General features: G+C 70.7%; 8 protein-coding genes. 7 read left to right on the top strand and 1 reads right to left on the bottom strand.

From position 1 onward, the window contains the following. Positions 1-72 precede the first annotated feature (72 nt). The gene (locus AAIL17_RS17455; RefSeq protein WP_424684105.1) at positions 73-882 is read right to left on the bottom strand and encodes an NAD-dependent protein deacetylase; all 810 of its coding nucleotides are present in this window, start codon (positions 880-882) and stop codon (positions 73-75) included. A 193-nt stretch (positions 883-1,075) separates the two neighbouring features. On the opposite strand from AAIL17_RS17455, the gene AAIL17_RS17450 reads away from it, so the two are divergent. From AAIL17_RS17450 to malQ, 7 genes are all read left to right on the top strand, one after another. Continuing rightward, entirely contained in the window at positions 1,076-1,291 is a 216-nt protein-coding gene (locus tag AAIL17_RS17450) for a DUF3606 domain-containing protein (RefSeq protein ID WP_424684104.1), read from the top strand. A gap of 110 nt (positions 1,292-1,401) precedes the next feature. After that, on the top strand, positions 1,402-4,554 hold the full coding sequence (locus AAIL17_RS17445; protein WP_424684103.1) for a maltotransferase domain-containing protein: 3,153 nt from the start codon (positions 1,402-1,404) through the stop codon (positions 4,552-4,554). A 67-nt stretch (positions 4,555-4,621) separates the two neighbouring features. After that, the gene (treS, locus tag AAIL17_RS17440) at positions 4,622-7,924 is read left to right on the top strand and encodes a maltose alpha-D-glucosyltransferase (protein WP_424684102.1); all 3,303 of its coding nucleotides are present in this window, start codon (positions 4,622-4,624) and stop codon (positions 7,922-7,924) included. Continuing rightward, positions 7,921-10,095 carry a 1,4-alpha-glucan branching protein GlgB gene (gene glgB, locus AAIL17_RS17435; protein WP_424684101.1) on the top strand — a complete coding sequence of 725 codons (2,175 nt, stop codon included), beginning with the start codon at positions 7,921-7,923 and terminating at the stop codon, positions 10,093-10,095. Before treS ends, glgB begins: the two co-directional genes overlap by 4 nt. A gap of 238 nt (positions 10,096-10,333) precedes the next feature. Beyond that, positions 10,334-12,445, top strand: coding sequence for a glycogen debranching protein GlgX (gene glgX, locus AAIL17_RS17430; RefSeq protein WP_424684100.1), 2,112 nt, complete (start codon positions 10,334-10,336; stop codon positions 12,443-12,445). After that, entirely contained in the window at positions 12,442-14,211 is a 1,770-nt protein-coding gene (gene treZ / locus AAIL17_RS17425; RefSeq protein WP_424684099.1) for a malto-oligosyltrehalose trehalohydrolase, read from the top strand. The genes glgX and treZ overlap by 4 nt, the downstream gene beginning before the upstream one ends. Positions 14,212-14,395: 184 nt before the next feature. Next, positions 14,396-16,489: a 4-alpha-glucanotransferase gene (gene malQ, locus AAIL17_RS17420; protein WP_424684098.1), complete on the top strand. Its 2,094-nt coding sequence runs from the start codon at positions 14,396-14,398 to the stop codon at positions 16,487-16,489. The last annotated feature ends 427 nt before the right edge of the window (positions 16,490-16,916 follow it).

Below are 16,916 nucleotides of genomic sequence, written 5' to 3'. Positions count from 1 at the left end.
GGTGGGCTTCAGCCCACCATCGTCGTGCCGGGATGGTGGGCTGAAGCCCACCCTACACATGCCCCTACCGGTTCATGCCAGCAGGAACGCCAGCGCTTCCGCGCAGGACTGCTCCACCTTCAGGCTGAGCAACGGATCGGCCCGCGTGCGCCCCAGGTTCACCGCCGCCACCGGCTTGCCGGCGCGCGCCGCGGCATGCACGAAGCGGTAGCCGGAGAACACCATCAGCGAAGAGCCCACCACCAGCATGGCGTCAGCGGCTTCCAGCGCCTGCATCGCATCGGTCACGCGTTCGCGCGGCACATTCTCGCCGAAGAACACCACGTCGGGCTTGAGCACGCCGCCGCAGGCGGGGCAGGGTGGAATGACGAAGTCGCCGAAGTGCGCCGCCTCCAGGTCGGCATCGCCGTCGGGGGCCTCGGTCGCATCCAGTGCGGCCCAGGCCGGATTGAGGCGTGCCAGTTCCTGCTGGAACGCCTCGCGCGGCAGTCGCCGCTCGCAACCCATGCAGCGCACCTGGTCCAGCCGCCCGTGCAGGTCGACCACCTGGCGGCTGCCGGCGCGCTGGTGCAGGCCGTCCACGTTCTGCGTCACCAGCAACCCGAGCCGGCCGGTCGCCTCCAGCCGCTGCAGCGCATGGTGGGTGCCATTGGGCTGTGCCTGCCCGAAGTGCCGCCAGCCGACCAGGCTGCGCGCCCAGTAGCGCCGACGCGTGTGCTCCTCGCCCATGAAGGCCTGGAAGGTCACCGGCGGCGCGCGCTTCCAGCCACCGTCCGCGTCACGGTAGTCGGGGATGCCCGAGTCGGTGCTGCAGCCGGCGCCGGTCAACACGAACAGGCGTGGGTGGGCGTCGATGAAATCGGCAAGGGAAGTGGTCGGCATGGCGACCAGTATCACCCGGACCGGATGCGTCATCGACTGCTTGCCTTGCGGACGCCTTTTCGCGCCTAGCGGCGGTCTCGCGCCCAGCAGGTATGCGAGCGGTTTACACGCATCTCATCTTTCCGTGACGACGCCTTCAGCGCACGCACACGAAGATGGCCTCGCTGCCGCAGTCGCGGCCACGGGTGATGCGATGAGCCAGTCCGACCGGACCTTGAACACGATCAACGACAGAGATCCGTTCGCGATGCGGTACTGGTCCAAGCAATTGCGCATCTCCGAGCATGACCTGCGCGAGGCGATCGCCGCGGTCGGCACCAGCACGCAGGCGGTTCGCCAGTACACCAACCGGCCGCAGGCCAGCCATGCGGACAGGCCGCGCGGCGCCAGCCGCCGACGCGGCGACTGATGGCCCGGCGCAAGGGGACAGCGGACGTGCCTGCCAGCCCCGGCACCGAGCGCCCGCGCAAGCGCCCATCCAGCGTCGCGGCCAGCCCATCCTCGCCTCCGGGAGACGCCATGCCCGCACCTGCGGCCGCGCCGCCGCGCATCCTCAGCCTGCCCGCCGGGCTCTATGCGGACGCCAGCGGGGCGCGCATTCCCTGGTTCGAGCGTGCGGCGGAGCTCGGCTTCAGCCACGTGCTCGCGCCCGCCACGTTGCTGGACGAAGGCATCGCTGCGATCGACACGATGGCGCGCGCCTGCCGCGACCACGGCCTGGGCCTGCTGCTCGACGTGGACGTGGCAGTGCCGTTGCCGGCGGACGCGCCCATCCGCGCCGAACACCCGGACTGGTTCCATGCATTGCCCGACCCGACCGTGCTACCCGACCCGCGCCGGCCGGCTGCCGAGGCCGGCGTGCGCTGGCGCCTGCACGATGATGCGGTGGCGCCGGAGGCGCTGGCATGGTGGTGCGAGCGGCTGCGCGACGCGCTGCAGGCGGGCGCGGCCGGATTGCGGCTGCTGTCGCTGGATGCGGCGCCGGCGGCGTGGTGGGCGCACCTGGTCGACGGGCTGCACGGCAAGGCGCCGCAGGCCTTGCTGCTGGGCTGGACGCAGGGGCTGTCGCCGGCCGAGCTGGCGCCGCTCGCCGGCATCGGTTTCGATTTCGCGTTCTGCTCGGCCGAGTGGTGGGATTTCCGTGCCGGCTGGCTGGCCCGCGAACTGCGCCGAGTAAGCGAAGTCGCTCCGCCGCTGGCCTGTGCCGCCGCGCCTTTCGGCGATCCCGCCGCCGACCGCGGCTTCGGCGAGCGCGTGCTGGCCGAGCGGCATCGCCGCCGCGCCGCGTGGTTCGCCGCGGCATGCTCCGGCGGTTGGCTGATGCCCGCCGGCTTCGCGCACGACGAGGCGCAGGGCCTGGACCTGGCCGGCGACGTCCGCGCCATCAACGACTGGTTGCGCGGCCTCGACGCGCCGTCGCGCGAATCGGCCGCCATCCACACCGACGACGGCTGGATCGGCGTGCTGCGCGACCAGGGTGATCGCGCATGGCTGGCCCTCTTCAACGCCCGGCTGGATACCGCCACACCGGTCGAGCTCGGCGCCGTCGCCGGCGGTGCCGCCAGCGCGTACGGCGACTGGACCGCCCCCGACGGTGCGCCCGCCACCGAACCCGTCACGCTGACCGCCGGCGAGGTACGCCTCCTCGAGGGCACACGGACCCGTCCGGTCGCCACGCGCGGCAGCGCCACCGCGCACAAGCAGGCGCTGGCCGGTGCCACGCAGGCACCGCGCATCGCCATCGAGGCGGTCACGCCACACGTCGACGACGGTCGCTTCGCGATCAAGCGCGTCGTCGGCGACCCGGTGACGGTGGAGGCCGACGTGTTCATGGATGGCCACGACAAGCTCGCCGTGGCCTTGCGCTGGCGCGCCCTCGACGAGAAGCAGTGGCACGAGCAGCGCATGGAGCCGCTGGGCAACGACCGCTACCGCGCCCGGTTCACGCCCAGCCGCATGGGCCGCCACGAATACACCGTGCAGGCCTGGCGCGATGCCTACGCCAGCTACCGCCACGAGATCGTGGCCAAGCACGACGCCGGCGTGCCGATCGCGCTGGAAATGCGCGAAGGCCAGCACCTGGTCGAGCAGACCGCGGCAGGCACCGCACCGGCGAAACGCAAACCGCTGCGTGCCCTGGCGGCGGCGCTGGCCAAGGCCGACGACGACGAGGCCCGCTACCGGCTGCTGATCGCCGAGGACGCCGCCCGTGCAATGGCCGAGGGCGACCTGCGTGCGTTCGCAGTGGAACATTCGCCGCTGCCACTGGAAGTCGACCGCCGCTCCGCGCAGTTCGCCAGTTGGTACGAATTGTTCCCGCGTTCGATCACCGACAGTCCCGGCCGCCACGGCACGTTCCGCGACGTGATCGGACGCTTGCCGGCGATCCAGGCGATGGGCTTCGACGTGCTGTACTTCCCGCCCATCCACCCGATCGGTCGCGCCTTCCGCAAGGGCCGCAACAACACGCTGACCCCGGACGAACACGATCCCGGCAGCCCCTACGCGATCGGCTCGGCCGAGGGCGGCCACACGGCCATCCATCCGGAGCTGGGCACCATCGAGGACTTCCGCGCCCTGCGCGACGCGGCGCAGGCGCACGGCCTGGAGCTGGCACTGGACTTCGCCATCCAGTGCTCGCCCGACCATCCGTGGCTCGCCGAGCACCCCGAGTGGTTCGACTGGCGCCCGGACGGCAGCCTGCGCTACGCGGAGAACCCGCCGAAGAAATACCAGGACATCGTCAACGTCGACTTCTACGAGGAAGGCGCGATCCCCTCGCTGTGGCAGGCGCTGTGCGACGTGGTGCTGTACTGGGCGGGCGAGGGCGTGCGCACCTTCCGCGTGGACAACCCGCACACCAAGCCGTTCCCGTTCTGGGAGTGGATGATCGCGCGCGTGCGCAGCGACTATCCCGACGCGCTGTTCCTGTCCGAGGCCTTCACCCGGCCCAAGCCGATGTACCGGCTGGCCAAGCTCGGCTTCAGCCAGTCGTACACGTACTTCACCTGGCGGCACACCAGGCAGGAGTTCACCGACTACCTCACCGAGCTGACGCAGGGGCCGCCGCGCGAGTTCTTTCGCCCCAACTTCTTCGTCAACACGCCGGACATCAATCCGTACTTCCTGCAGCATTCGGGCCGCAGCGGCTTCCTGATCCGCGCCGCGCTGGCGACCACGCTGTCGGGCCTGTGGGGCATGTATTCGGGCTTCGAACTGTGCGAGTCGGTGCCGATCCCGGGCAAGGAGGAATACCTCGACTCGGAGAAATACGAGATCAAGCCGCGCGACTGGGAAGCGCCCGGCAACATCGTCGCCGAGATCACCCGGTTGAACGCGATCCGCCGCGAGCAGCCGGCGCTGCAGAGCCACCTCGGCGTGCGCTTCCTGCGTGCCGACAACGAGCAGGTCTTGTTCTTCGAGAAATCCCTGTCCAGAAGCGGCGGGGCCCCCGGCGGCCGCGACCGCGTGCTGGTGGCGATCAACCTCGATCCGCACCATGCGCAGGCGACCGACCTGCACCTGCCGCTGGCCGACTGGGGCGTGGCCGAGGACGCGCCGCTCACCGTCGAGGACCTGCTGCACGACGCCACGCTCACCTGGCGCGGCGGTCGCCAGCACGTGTGGCTGGGGCAGGGCATGCCCTACGCGATCTGGCGGGTGGAGGCATGAGCATGCCGACCGCCGGCCCGCACGCGCCCGGCCCACGCTGCCGTTTCCAAGGTGCAGGGAGCCCCGCATGAGCGCGCATCCGAAGACCGCCAAGCGCAGCTTCACCAGCGACCCGCTCTGGTACAAGGACGCGATCATCTACCAGGTGCACGTCAAGTCGTTCTTCGATGCCAACGACGACGGCGTGGGCGACTTCCAGGGCCTGATCGACAAGCTCGACTACATCGCCGAGCTGGGCGTCAACACGCTCTGGCTGCTGCCGTTCTACCCGAGCCCGCGCCGCGACGACGGCTACGACATCTCCGAGTACAAGGCGGTCCATCCGGACTACGGCAAGCTCGGCGACGCCAAGCGCTTCATCGCGGCGGCGCACGCACGCGGCCTGCGCGTGATCACCGAGCTGGTGATCAACCACACCTCCGACCAGCATCCCTGGTTCCAGCGCGCGCGCCTGGCCAAGCCGGGCTCGGCCGCGCGCAACTTCTACGTGTGGTCGGACACCGACCAGGCGTACTCGGGCACGCGCATCATCTTCCTCGACACCGAGAAGTCGAACTGGACCTGGGACGCGGTCGCCGGCCAGTACTTCTGGCACCGCTTCTTCTCGCACCAGCCGGACCTCAACTTCGACAACCCCGCGGTGATCAAGGCCGTGCTCGGGGTGATGCGCTTCTGGCTGGACATCGGCGTCGACGGCCTGCGACTGGACGCGGTGCCGTACCTGATCGAACGCGAGGGCACCAACAACGAGAACCTGCCCGAGACGCACGACATCCTCAAGCTGATCCGCAAGGAGATCGACGAGCACTACCCCGACCGCATGCTGCTGGCCGAGGCCAACCAGTGGCCGGAGGACACGCAGGACTACTTCGGCGACGGCGACGAATGCCACATGGCGTTCCATTTCCCGCTGATGCCGCGCATGTACATGGCGATCGCGCGCGAGGACCGCTTCCCGATCACCGACATCATGCGCCAGACGCCGGCGATCCCGGACAACTGCCAGTGGGCGATCTTCCTGCGCAACCACGACGAGCTGACGCTCGAGATGGTCACCGACACCGAGCGCGACTACCTCTGGCAGACCTACGCCAGCGACCAGCGCGCACGCATCAACCTCGGCATACGCCGTCGCCTCGCGCCGCTGATGGAGCGCGACCGCCGCCGCATCGAACTGATGAACTCGCTGCTCATGACCATGCCCGGCACGCCGGTGCTGTACTACGGCGACGAGCTGGGCATGGGCGACAACATCCACCTGGGCGACCGCGACGGCGTGCGCACGCCGATGCAGTGGTCGATGGACCGCAACGGCGGCTTCTCGCGTGCCGACCCGGCGCGGCTGGTGCTGCCGCCGATCATGGACCCGCTGTACGGCTACCAGGCGGTCAACGCCGAGGCGCAGGCGCGCGACCCGCACTCGCTGCTCAACTGGACCCGCCGCGTACTCGCGGTGCGCAAGCGCTACAGGGCGTTCGGCCGCGGCAGCATCCGCTTCCTCTATCCGGGCAACCGCAAGATCCTCGCCTACCTGCGCGAGTTCGAGGACGAGCAGGTGCTGTGCGTGGCCAACATGTCGCGCACGCTGCAGGCGGTCGAGCTGGACCTGGGCGCGTTCGAGGGCCGCGTGCCGGTGGAGATCGTCGGCGGCACCACCTTCCCGCCGATCGGCCGGCTGCCCTATCTGCTGACCCTGCCGCCGTTCGGCTTCTACGGCTTCCAGTTGTGCGCCAACGCCCAGATGCCGCCGTGGCACCAGGTACCGGCCGAGCCGATGCCCGACTTCGAGACGCTGGTGCTGCGCGGGCCGCTGGTGGAAGGGCCGGTGATGGCGCACCACCGCGGCGCGCTGGAGCGCGACGTGCTCCCCGCCTATCTCGGCCGGCGCCGCTGGTTCGGCGCCAAGGATCGCGGCATCCGCGCGATCACCATGATGTACAGCCAGCCGTGGCCCGACCGTGGCGAGGACCTGGTCATCTCCGAGATCGAGGCCTGGCTCGACGACGGCACCAGCGAGCGCTACTGCCTGCCGCTGGGCATCATCTGGGAGGACGAGAACCCGCCCGCGCGTGCGCAGCAACTGGCGCTGGCGCGCGTGCGCCGCGGCCGCCGCGTCGGCTACCTCACCGACGGCTTCGTGCTGGACGCCTTCGTTTCCGGCCTGCTGCGCGGCCTGCGCCAGCGCATGGAACTGCCGCTCAAGCGCGGCGGCATGATCCGTTTCACCGGCACCGCCGCGCTGGATGCGATCGACTTTCCCGTCGAATTCGAAAACCGCTGGCTGTCGGCCGAGCAGTCCAACAGCTCGGTGATCGTGCACGAGCGCGGCATGCTCAAGCTGTACCGGCACATCTCCCACGGCATCAACCCCGAGCTGGAGATGGGCCGCCACCTGACCCGCGTGGGCTACGCCAATACGCCGCCGCTGCTGGGCGAGGTGCTGCACGTGGGCGCCGACGGCATTCCCTCGGCGCTGGCGGTGCTGCAGGGCTTCGTGCGCAACCAGGGCGACGCCTGGCGCTGGACGCTGGACTACCTGCTGCGCACCTGGGACGAGTTCAGCCATGCGGCGGACGACGCCTCGCGGGCCGAGATCCTGGCCGACTACGACAGCTTCGCCGCCGCCGTCGGCACGCGCCTGGGCGAACTGCATGCCGTCCTCGCGCAGCCGAGCGAGGACGAGGCCTTCCAGCCGGTGACCGCCGGCGATGCCGACGTGGACAGCTGGGCGGCCGAGGCCCGCGCGCAGCTGCAGCGCGCGACCGAAGCGCTGGCGACACTCGATCCGGAGGACGCCGCCCTGCGTGAACAGCGCGAGCGCCTGTTCCAGCGCCGCCCCGCGCTCGAACAGCGCATCGACAGCCTGGCCCGCCACGGCGAGGGCGCGCTGCGCACGCGCGTGCACGGCGACTTCCACCTGGGCCAGGTACTGGTGGTGCAGGGCGATGCCTGGCTGATCGACTTCGAAGGCGAGCCGGCACGTCCGCTGCAGGACCGCCGCATCAAGACCACGCCGCTGCGCGACGTCGCCGGCTTCCTGCGCTCGCTCGACTACGTCGCCGCCGTCGCACTGCGCGGCGAGGAAGGCGTGGCGCCGATCGAGGATCCATTGTTCGCGCCGTTCCTCGAACGCTTCCGCCTGCGCGCGTCCGAAGTGTTCCTCGGCGCGTACGTGGCCGTGCTGGAACGCGCGCCGGTGCGCTGGGTCGCCGCCGAGGCGCTGGTGCCGATGCTGCAGCTCTTCCTGCTCGACAAGGCCGCCTACGAGATCGCCTACGAGGCGGCCAACCGTCCCGGCTGGCTGGGCGTGCCGCTGCAGGGCCTGCTGCGGCTGGCCGACGAGGCCGCCATCGGCAGGGCGGGCGCGTGAACGGGCGGCTGCTCGACCCGGGCGCGGCGCAGGCACTGCTGCAGGCGCGCCACGGCGATCCGTTCGCCGTACTCGGACCGCATCGGCTCGACGGCCAGCGCGTGGTGCGCACGCTGCAACCGGGTGCGCAGCGTGTCGAGGCGATCGACATGCAAGGCCACGTGCTGGCGTCGCTGGAACCCCTCGCCGACGGGCTGTTCGCCGGCACGGTGCCCGGCGAGGACCGCTACCGGCTGCGCGTGCACTGGCCCGGCGGTGTGCAGGACCTCGACGATCCCTATGCCTTCGGCGCCCTGCTGGCGGACCACGACCTAGACCTGCTGGCGCGGGGCGAGCATCCGCAGGTCCATCGCCAGCTCGGTGCGCACCCGATCGAGCGGGACGGTGTACGCGGCGTGCGCTTCGCCGTGTGGGCGCCGAACGCGCGACGGGTCAGCGTGGTCGGCGACTTCGACCAGTGGGACGGCCGGCGTCATCCGATGCGCCTGCGCCTGCCGCACGGCGTATGGGAACTGTTCGTGCCGGGCCTGATGCCTGGTGCGCGCTACAAGTACGAGATTCTCGGCGCGGACTTCTCGGTGCAGCAGAAAGCCGATCCGGTCGCGCTGGCCACCGAGGCGCCGCCGGCGACCGCCTCGGTGGTGGCTTCCGACACGCCGTACCGCTGGACCGACCACGCCTGGATGGCCGAGCGCGCCACGCGCCAGCGGCTGGACGCACCGCTGTCGATCTACGAGTTGCACGCCGGTTCCTGGTGGCGCGATGGGCAGGGCGAACCGCCAAGTTGGGACACGCTGGCCGAACGGCTGATTCCCTACCTCGTCGGCCTGGGCTTCACCCACCTCGAACTGCTGCCGATCGCCGAGCATCCGTTCGGCGGCTCCTGGGGCTACCAGCCACTGGGCCAGTACGCGCCGACCGCGCGCTTCGGTCCGCCCGAAGCCTTCGCGCGCTTCGTCGACCGCTGCCACGAGGCGGGCCTGGGTGTCATCGTCGACTGGGTGCCCGCGCACTTCCCGACCGACGCGCACGGCCTGGCGCACTTCGACGGCACCGCGCTGTACGAGCACGCCGACCCGCGCGAGGGCTTCCACCAGGACTGGAACACATTGATCTACAACCTCGGGCGCAACGAGGTCTCCGGCTTCCTGATCGGCAGCGCGCTGGCCTGGGCCGAGCGCTTCCACATCGACGGCCTGCGCGTGGATGCGGTCGCCTCGATGCTCTACCGCGACTACAGCCGCAAGCAGGGCGAGTGGGTACCCAACGTCCACGGCGGTCGCGAGAACCTCGAATCGATCGCCTTCCTCAAGCGCTTCAACACCGTGATGCACCAGCACCATCCGGGCGTGCTCACCATCGCCGAGGAGTCCACCGCCTGGCCGGGCGTGACGCGATCGCCCACCGAGGGCGGCCTAGGCTTCGACTACAAGTGGAACATGGGCTGGATGCACGACACGCTCGAATACATGTCGCGCGATCCGATCCACCGGCGCTGGCACCACCACGAGATGACCTTCTCGATGGTCTACGCCTGGTCCGAGCACTACGTACTGCCGCTGTCGCACGACGAAGTGGTGCACGGCAAGCGCTCGCTGCTGGGCCGCATGCCGGGCGACGACTGGCAGCGCTTCGCCAACCTGCGCGCCTACTACGGCTTCATGTGGGCGCATCCTGGCAAGAAGCTGTTGTTCGCCGGCGGCGAGCTGGCCCAGCCCACCGAATGGAACCACGATGCGCAACTGCCGTGGGAACTGCTCGACGATCCGCGCCATCGCGGCGTCCAGCAACTGCTGCGCGATCTCAACCACCTGCTCACGCGCGAGCCGGCGCTGCATGGCTGGGACAGCGATCCGCGCGGCTTCCGCTGGGCGATCGGCGACGACGCGGCGAACAGCGTGTTCGCCTGGCTGCGCTTCGCCGAAGGCGCACGGCCGGCACTGGTGGTGAGCAACCTCACGCCCACGCCGCTGCACGACTACCGCATCGGCGTGCCGCGCGAGGGACGCTGGCAACTGGCGATCAACACCGATGACGCTAGCTATGGCGGCTCCGGCGTGGGGCAGGGCGAGGCGTACGCCGAGCCGGCGCCGATCCACGGCCAGCCGTGGTCGCTGGCTCTCACGCTGCCGCCGCTGGCCACGGTGATCTATCTGGCGGAGCAGGCATGAGCGCGGCCCCTGCGCGATACCTGCGTTCCGTGCCGGGCCTGGGGTCTCGCGCTACGGTCACCCCCATCCGCCTGTCGGCACCTTCCCCCGCGGAGCGGAGGAAGGCTCACGAACGGGCTTCGCGGCCAGCCGTGTCGGTCCTTCCCCCGCCTGCGGGGGAAGGTGCCCGCAGGGCGGATGGGGGTGGCCCTGCCTCGGCCCGGCGCGCTTGCCGCCCCCGTGCGAAGGGGTCCCGCTGATGCCCACCCTCCCCGAACGCATGCAACCGGGGTCCCCCTATCCCCTGGGCGCGAACTGCGACGGCATCGGCACCAACTTTGCGGTGTTCTCCGCGCACGCCGAGCGCATCGAACTGTGCTTGTTCGATCCCTCCGGCCGCCGCGAGATCGCCCGCTACACGCTGCCCGAGTGCACCGACGAGGTCTGGCACGGCTACCTGCCGCGGCTGCGCGGCGGACAACTCTACGGCTATCGCGCCTATGGCCCGTACGAGCCGGAGCAGGGCCACCGCTTCAATCCCAACAAGCTGCTGCTCGATCCCTACGCGCGCCTGCTCGCCGGGCAACTGCGCTGGTCGGACGTGCTGCACGGCTACCGCGTGTCCTCGCCGCGCGCGGATCTGTCCTTCGACCGGCGCGACAGCGCCGCGGCTTGCCCCAAGGCCGTGGTGGTCGACGAGCCGATGCACTGGGAAGGCCGCACGCAGCGCCCGCGCACGCCCTGGTCGCAGACCATCGTCTACGAGGCGCACGTCAGGGGCCTCACGCGCACGCTCAAGCGCATCCGCCCGCACGAGCGCGGCACCTTCCTGGCGCTGGCCGATCCCTACGTGATCGACCACCTGGTGCACCTGGGCGTCACGGCGATCGAGCTGCTGCCGATCCACGCCTTCGTGCAGGACCGCCGCCTGGCCGAGATGAAGCTGCGCAACTATTGGGGCTACAACACGCTGGCGTTCTTCGCGCCGGAGCCCTCGTACCTGGCCGAAGGCGCTCTCAACGAGATCCGCGCGGCGGTGCAGGCGCTGCATGCGGCCGGCATCGAGGTGATCCTCGACGTGGTCTACAACCACACCGGCGAGGGCAGCGAGCTCGGTCCCACGCTCTCCTTCCGCGGCCTGGACAACGCCAGCTACTACCGCCTGTTGCCGGACGATCCGCGCCACTGCATCAACGACACCGGCACCGGCAACACCGTCAACACCTCGCACCCGCGCGTGCTGCAACTGGTGATGGACTCGCTGCGCTACTGGGTGCAGACCTTCCACGTCGACGGCTTCCGCTTCGACCTGGGCGTGACGCTGGGCCGCGAGGCGAACGGCTTCGACCCCAACGCCGGCCTGTTCGACGCCATGCGCCAGGATCCGGTGCTCAACACCGTCAAGCTGATCTCCGAACCGTGGGACGTCGGACCCGGCGGCTACCAGCTCGGCAACCATCCGCCCGGCTTCGCCGAATGGAACGGCCAGTTCCGCGACGACGTGCGCCGCTTCTGGAAGGGCGACGACGGCCTCCGTGGCGCCCTGGCCGGACGGCTGCAGGGCTCGGCCGAGCTGTTCGACCACCAGCATCGCCGGCCATGGGCGTCGGTGAACTTCGTCACCGCGCACGACGGCTTCACCCTGCAGGACCTGGTCAGCTACGAGCACAAGCACAACGAAGCCAACGGCGAGGACAACCGCGACGGCGCCAACGACAACGAGAGCCACAACCACGGCGTCGAGGGACCGACCGACGACGCGGCCGTCCTCGACGCACGCGGCCGCGCCGCGCGCGCGATGCTCGCCACGCTGCTGTTCTCGCACGGCACGCCGATGCTGCTCGGCGGCGACGAGTTCGGCCGCACGCAGCAGGGCAACAACAACGCCTATTGCCAGGACAACGAGATCTCCTGGTTCGACTGGAAGCTGGCGCAGTCCGACGGCAGCCGCGCGCTCGCCGACTACGTGGCGCGCCTGATCCGCCTGCGCGAACAGCATCCCACCCTGCGCGCCGACGGCTTCATGCACGGCGGCCCCGACCTGCTGCCGGGCCTGGCGCCGGTGGCCTGGTTCAACGAACGCGGCAGCGCAATGCGCGAGAACGACTGGAACGACGCGCAGGGCCGCCTGCTGATGCTCCGCCGCGCATGCCCGAAGGGAAAGCGCCACATCGACGTGACCCTGCTGCTGATCAACGGTACCGGGGAAACGCACGGCTTCACGCTGCCGGAGCCGCGGCTGCCCTGGCGGTTGCGCGTCGACAGCGGCAATCCGCAGGCGCCCGAGCGCAACGTCGACGAAGCCACCATCGAGCTCAAGGGATCGAGCGTGATGCTGTTGTCCGCCGCGCCGCGGCAGGACGGTGCATGAGCGGGCATTTCCGCCACGCGATGCCGTACGGCGCCGAACTGCAGGGCGATGGATCCACGCGTTTCCGGTTGTGGGCGCCCGATGTGGAGGAGGTGGCACTCGAACTGGACGATGGCGATGCGTGCGCGATGCGTGCGCTGGACGACGGCTGGCACGAGTGCATTCGCCGGGCAGCGGCCGGGACCCCTTACCGCTACCGCATCCACGGCAAGCTGTGCGTGCCCGATCCGGCCTCGCGCCTGCAGCAGGCGGGCGACGTGCACGGTGCCAGCCTCGTGGTCGATCCGCAGGCCTACGCCTGGCGGCACGCCGACTGGCCCGGCCGACCATGGCACGAAGCGGTGATCTACGAGCTGCACGCGGGCGCCTGCGGCGGCTTCCGCGGCGTGCAGGCGATGCTGCCGGGGCTGCACGCGCTGGGCGTCACCGCGATCGAGTTGATGCCGATCGCGCAGTTCCCGGGCAGCCGCAACTGGGGCTACGACGGCGTGCTGCCGTTCGCCCCGGCGGCCGCCTATGGCACGCCCGACGAGCTCAAGGCGCTGATCGACGTGGCGCACGGGCTGGGGCTGATGATGTTCCTGGACGTGGTCTACAACCACTTCGGGCCGGACGGCAATTATCTGGGCGACTACGCCTCCGCGTTCTTCCGCAGGGACGGCCCGCCGACGCCGTGGGGCGCGGCGATCGACGTGGGGCTGGCGCCGGTGGGCGACTTCTTCGTGCACAACGCGCTGTACTGGCTGGAGGAATACCGCTTCGACGGCCTGCGCCTGGACGCGGTGCACGCATTGCACGACCCGGCCTGGCTGCTTTCGCTCGCCGCCCGCGTGCGCGCTGCGGCCGGCGAGCGACAGGTGCACCTGGTGCTGGAAAACGAAGCCAACCAGGCGCACCTGCTGGGAGCCAGCCGCTTCGACGCGCAGTGGAACGACGACTTCCACAATGCATTGCACGTCCTGCTGACCGGCGAATCGGCGGGTTATTACGGCGCCTACGCCGACGATCCCATGGCGAAGCTCGTCCGTTGCCTGGCCGAAGGCTTCGCCTGGCAGGGCGAGCCAATGCGCGGCAAGCCACGCGGGGAACCCAGCGCGAGCCTGAGCCCGCTGTGCTTCGTCGACTTCCTGCAGAACCACGACCAGGTCGGCAACCGCGCGCTGGGCGAGCGGCTGACCGTGCTGGCCGATCCGAAGCAGCTCGAGGCGGCCTGCGCGCTGCTGCTGCTCACGCCGATGGTGCCGATGCTGTTCATGGGCGAAGAGTGGGGCAGCCGCACCCCGTTCCTGTTCTTCACCGACCACCCGGACGAGGCGCTGCGCAGCGCCGTGCGCGAGGGCCGGCGCAAGGAGTTCGCCGACTTCGAGGGTCACGGCAAGGGTGACGTGCCCGATCCGAATGCGCCCTCCAGCTTCGAACGCTCGCGGCCCGATCCGCACGAGGCGGCCCGTCCCGAAGGTCTCGCGCGCCTCACCCTGGTCCGCCACCTGCTGGCGCAGCGCAGGGAACACCTGATACCGCGCCTGCAGCAGGCACGACCGTTGGGTGCCCGGGCGCTCGGCGCGCGCGCATTGCAGGCGCGCTGGCAACTGGGCGATGCGCGCCTGCACGTGTACTGCAACCTGGGCGAGGAGATGACTTGCGTCCACGCCAAGCCGACGCCCGATGCGCGATGGTTGCACGGCGAGGCGTCGGCGATCGCCGCCTTGGCCGAAGGCCGCCTCGCACCTGCCTGCACCCTGGTCTGCCTGGAACCTTCGGCATGAAGTTCATCGAGCGCCCTGACGCTTTCCCCTTCGCGCGCCGCCTTCCGGCGGAGGCGAATCGCGCAAGGTGGGCTTCAGCCCACCATCACCTCCGCCGCGAGGTGCGGTGGGCTGAAGCCCACCCTACGGTGGCCGCCATCGGAAGCAACGCAAACGACCGGACAGGAAACCGCCGGGGCACCGCATGAGCGACCTCGACGCCCGTCTCGCCGCGCTGGCCGAGCAGGCCGGCGTGGACGTGCACTGGCGCGATGCCAACGACCGTCCGCAGGAAGTGGCGCCGCCGACGCTGCGCGCCGTGCTGCAGGCGCTGGACCTGCCGTGCGCGAACGACGACGACATCGACGCCAGCCTGGAACGCCTGCGTCGCGAACGCGAAGGTACGCAACTGCCGCGCCTGCTGGTAGCCGATGCCGGCGGCCCGTTCCCGCTGCCGGCCGCGCCCTCATCGCGACGTTACCGCATTGAGGACGAGCAGGGCATCGCCATCACCGAGGGCACCCTCGCGGCGGACGAACGCACGCTGCGCGCGCCGGACGCGCGGGGCTACCACCACCTGCTGCTCGGCGACGACCGCTGCACGCTTGCCGTCGCACCGGCGCGCACCTTCGGCGTGGACGACATCGCCGGTGCGCGCCGCCCCTGGGGCGTAGCGGTGCAGTTGTCCAGCCTGCGCCGTCCGGGCGATGGCGGCATCGGCGACTTCACCGCGCTGGAGCAGTGCGCGCGCGCGGCCGCGGCGCGCGGCGCCGACGTGGTGGCGATCAGCCCGGTGCATGCGCTGTTCGCCGCGGCGCCGGAGCGCTACAGCCCCTACGCGCCGTCGAGCCGGTTGTTCCTCAACGCGCTGTACGTCGATCCCGGCCGCATGGGCGGCGCTTCGGCGCTGCGCACGGTGATCGATGCGCACAACCTGCGCCAGGAGCTGGCCGAGCTGGAATGGCTGGAGCTGATCGACTGGCCGCGTGCGGCACGCGCGCGCATGACGCTGCTGCGCACGCTGTTCGAATGGTCGTCGGCCGATTCGAAGCTCACCCAGGCGCTGTGCACCTTCCGCCGCGAACAGGGCGAGGCGCTGGAACGCCACGCGCGCTTCGAGGCGCTGCAGGTGCATTTCCGCGCGCACGACGTGCCCGGCGGCTGGCAGGCCTGGCCCGGCGAGTTCCACGATCCGTCGAGCCCCGCGGTCGCCACGTTCGCGCGCGAGCACGGCCGCGAGGTGGCCTTCCACGCCTTCCTGCAGTGGATGGCCACACGCGGCCTGGAAGACGCCCAGCGCACGGCGCGCGAATCGGGCATGGCGATCGGGCTGGTCTCGGATCTCGCGGTCGGCACCGACCCCGGCGGCAGCCAGGCCTGGAGCCACCAGCGCGAACTGCTGCACGGCCTGTCGGTGGGCGCCCCGCCGGACCTGCTCAACCGCAACGGGCAGGACTGGGGCCTGACCACGTTCTCGCCGATGGGCCTCAAGCGCAGCGGCTACGCCGGTTATCTGGCCATGCTGCGCACCGCGCTGGCACACGCCGGCGGCGTACGCATCGACCACGTGCTGGGCCTCAAGCGCCTGTGGCTGGTGCCGCATGGCCATGGCGCCACCGAGGGTGCCTACGTGCGCTATCCGTTCGAGGACCTGCTCAAGCTGCTGGCGATCGAATCGCATCGCAACCGCGCGCTCGTGATCGGCGAGGACCTGGGCACGGTGCCGGCCGACTTCCGCCAGCGCATCGGCGAGGAGGGCGTGCTCGGCATCCGCGTGCTGTGGTTCGAGCGCGCGGCCGACCGCGGTTTCATCGCGCCGATGCACTGGTCGCCCGCGGCGATGGCCACCACATCCACCCACGACGTACCGACGGTGGCCGGCTGGTGGAGCGGGCGCGACATCGAGTGGCGCGCCCGTGCCGGCCTGGCCGAACCGGGCGTGGACGAGATCGCCGAGCGCGCGATCGACCGCGGCCGACTGTGGCGCGCGCTGTGCGCCTCGGGCGCCGCGGCGGATGCCGGCGGCACGCCCGACGAAAACCGCCCGCCCACGCCCGAAGACGTGCTGCCCGTGGCCATCGCCGCCGCCGGCCACGTGGCGCGCGCACCGGCGCCGCTGGTGGTGATTCCCGCGGAGGACCTGCTGGCGCTGCCCGAGCAGCCGAACCTGCCCGGACCCACCGATGCGCTGCATCCGAACTGGCGCCGGCGCCTGCCCGAATCGGCGGCCATGCTGTTCGACGGACCGGTGGCGCAGGCCTGCTGCGGCGCCGTCGCGGCGGCGCGCAACGTGCCATGAGCGGGCGGTTGCCGGTGCTTCCCGATCCTCCGACGGGAAGGTGCTCGCTGCAGGCTTTCCGGCGAGCCCCGCCCCTCACCCCAACCCTCTCTCCGGCGGGGAGAGGGAGCAGAGCGTCGCACGCCTGCAGGCATCGGCCCTGGTACGTTCCATTGCACACTGCTCGCGCACGAGCCCACATGCCTCCCTTGCCTCAACTCGCGAGCGCCCGCGGTATAGCGGCGGCAGCTCCTCTAAGAGCAAGAGACCCACCCGGCAAGGCGCAGTGGCACCTAGCTCTTTTCTCACCCCGTGCTGCGCCAGGCCGTTTCTTTTGGTTACTTTTCTTTACTCCGGGCATCCTGCCCTCCGCCCTTCGGGCCAGCTTCGCTGTTCGCCCGCGCTCCCGGCGCGGGCGTGGGCCAGCAAAGAAAAGTGACCCGAGCGC

The sequence above is a fragment of the Frateuria sp. YIM B11624 genome (assembly GCF_049727805.1).
Taxonomy (GTDB): Bacteria; Pseudomonadota; Gammaproteobacteria; order Xanthomonadales; family Rhodanobacteraceae; genus Frateuria_A.
Note: the sequence above shows the minus strand (reverse complement) of the source record. Positions and strands in the feature narration are given on the sequence as shown.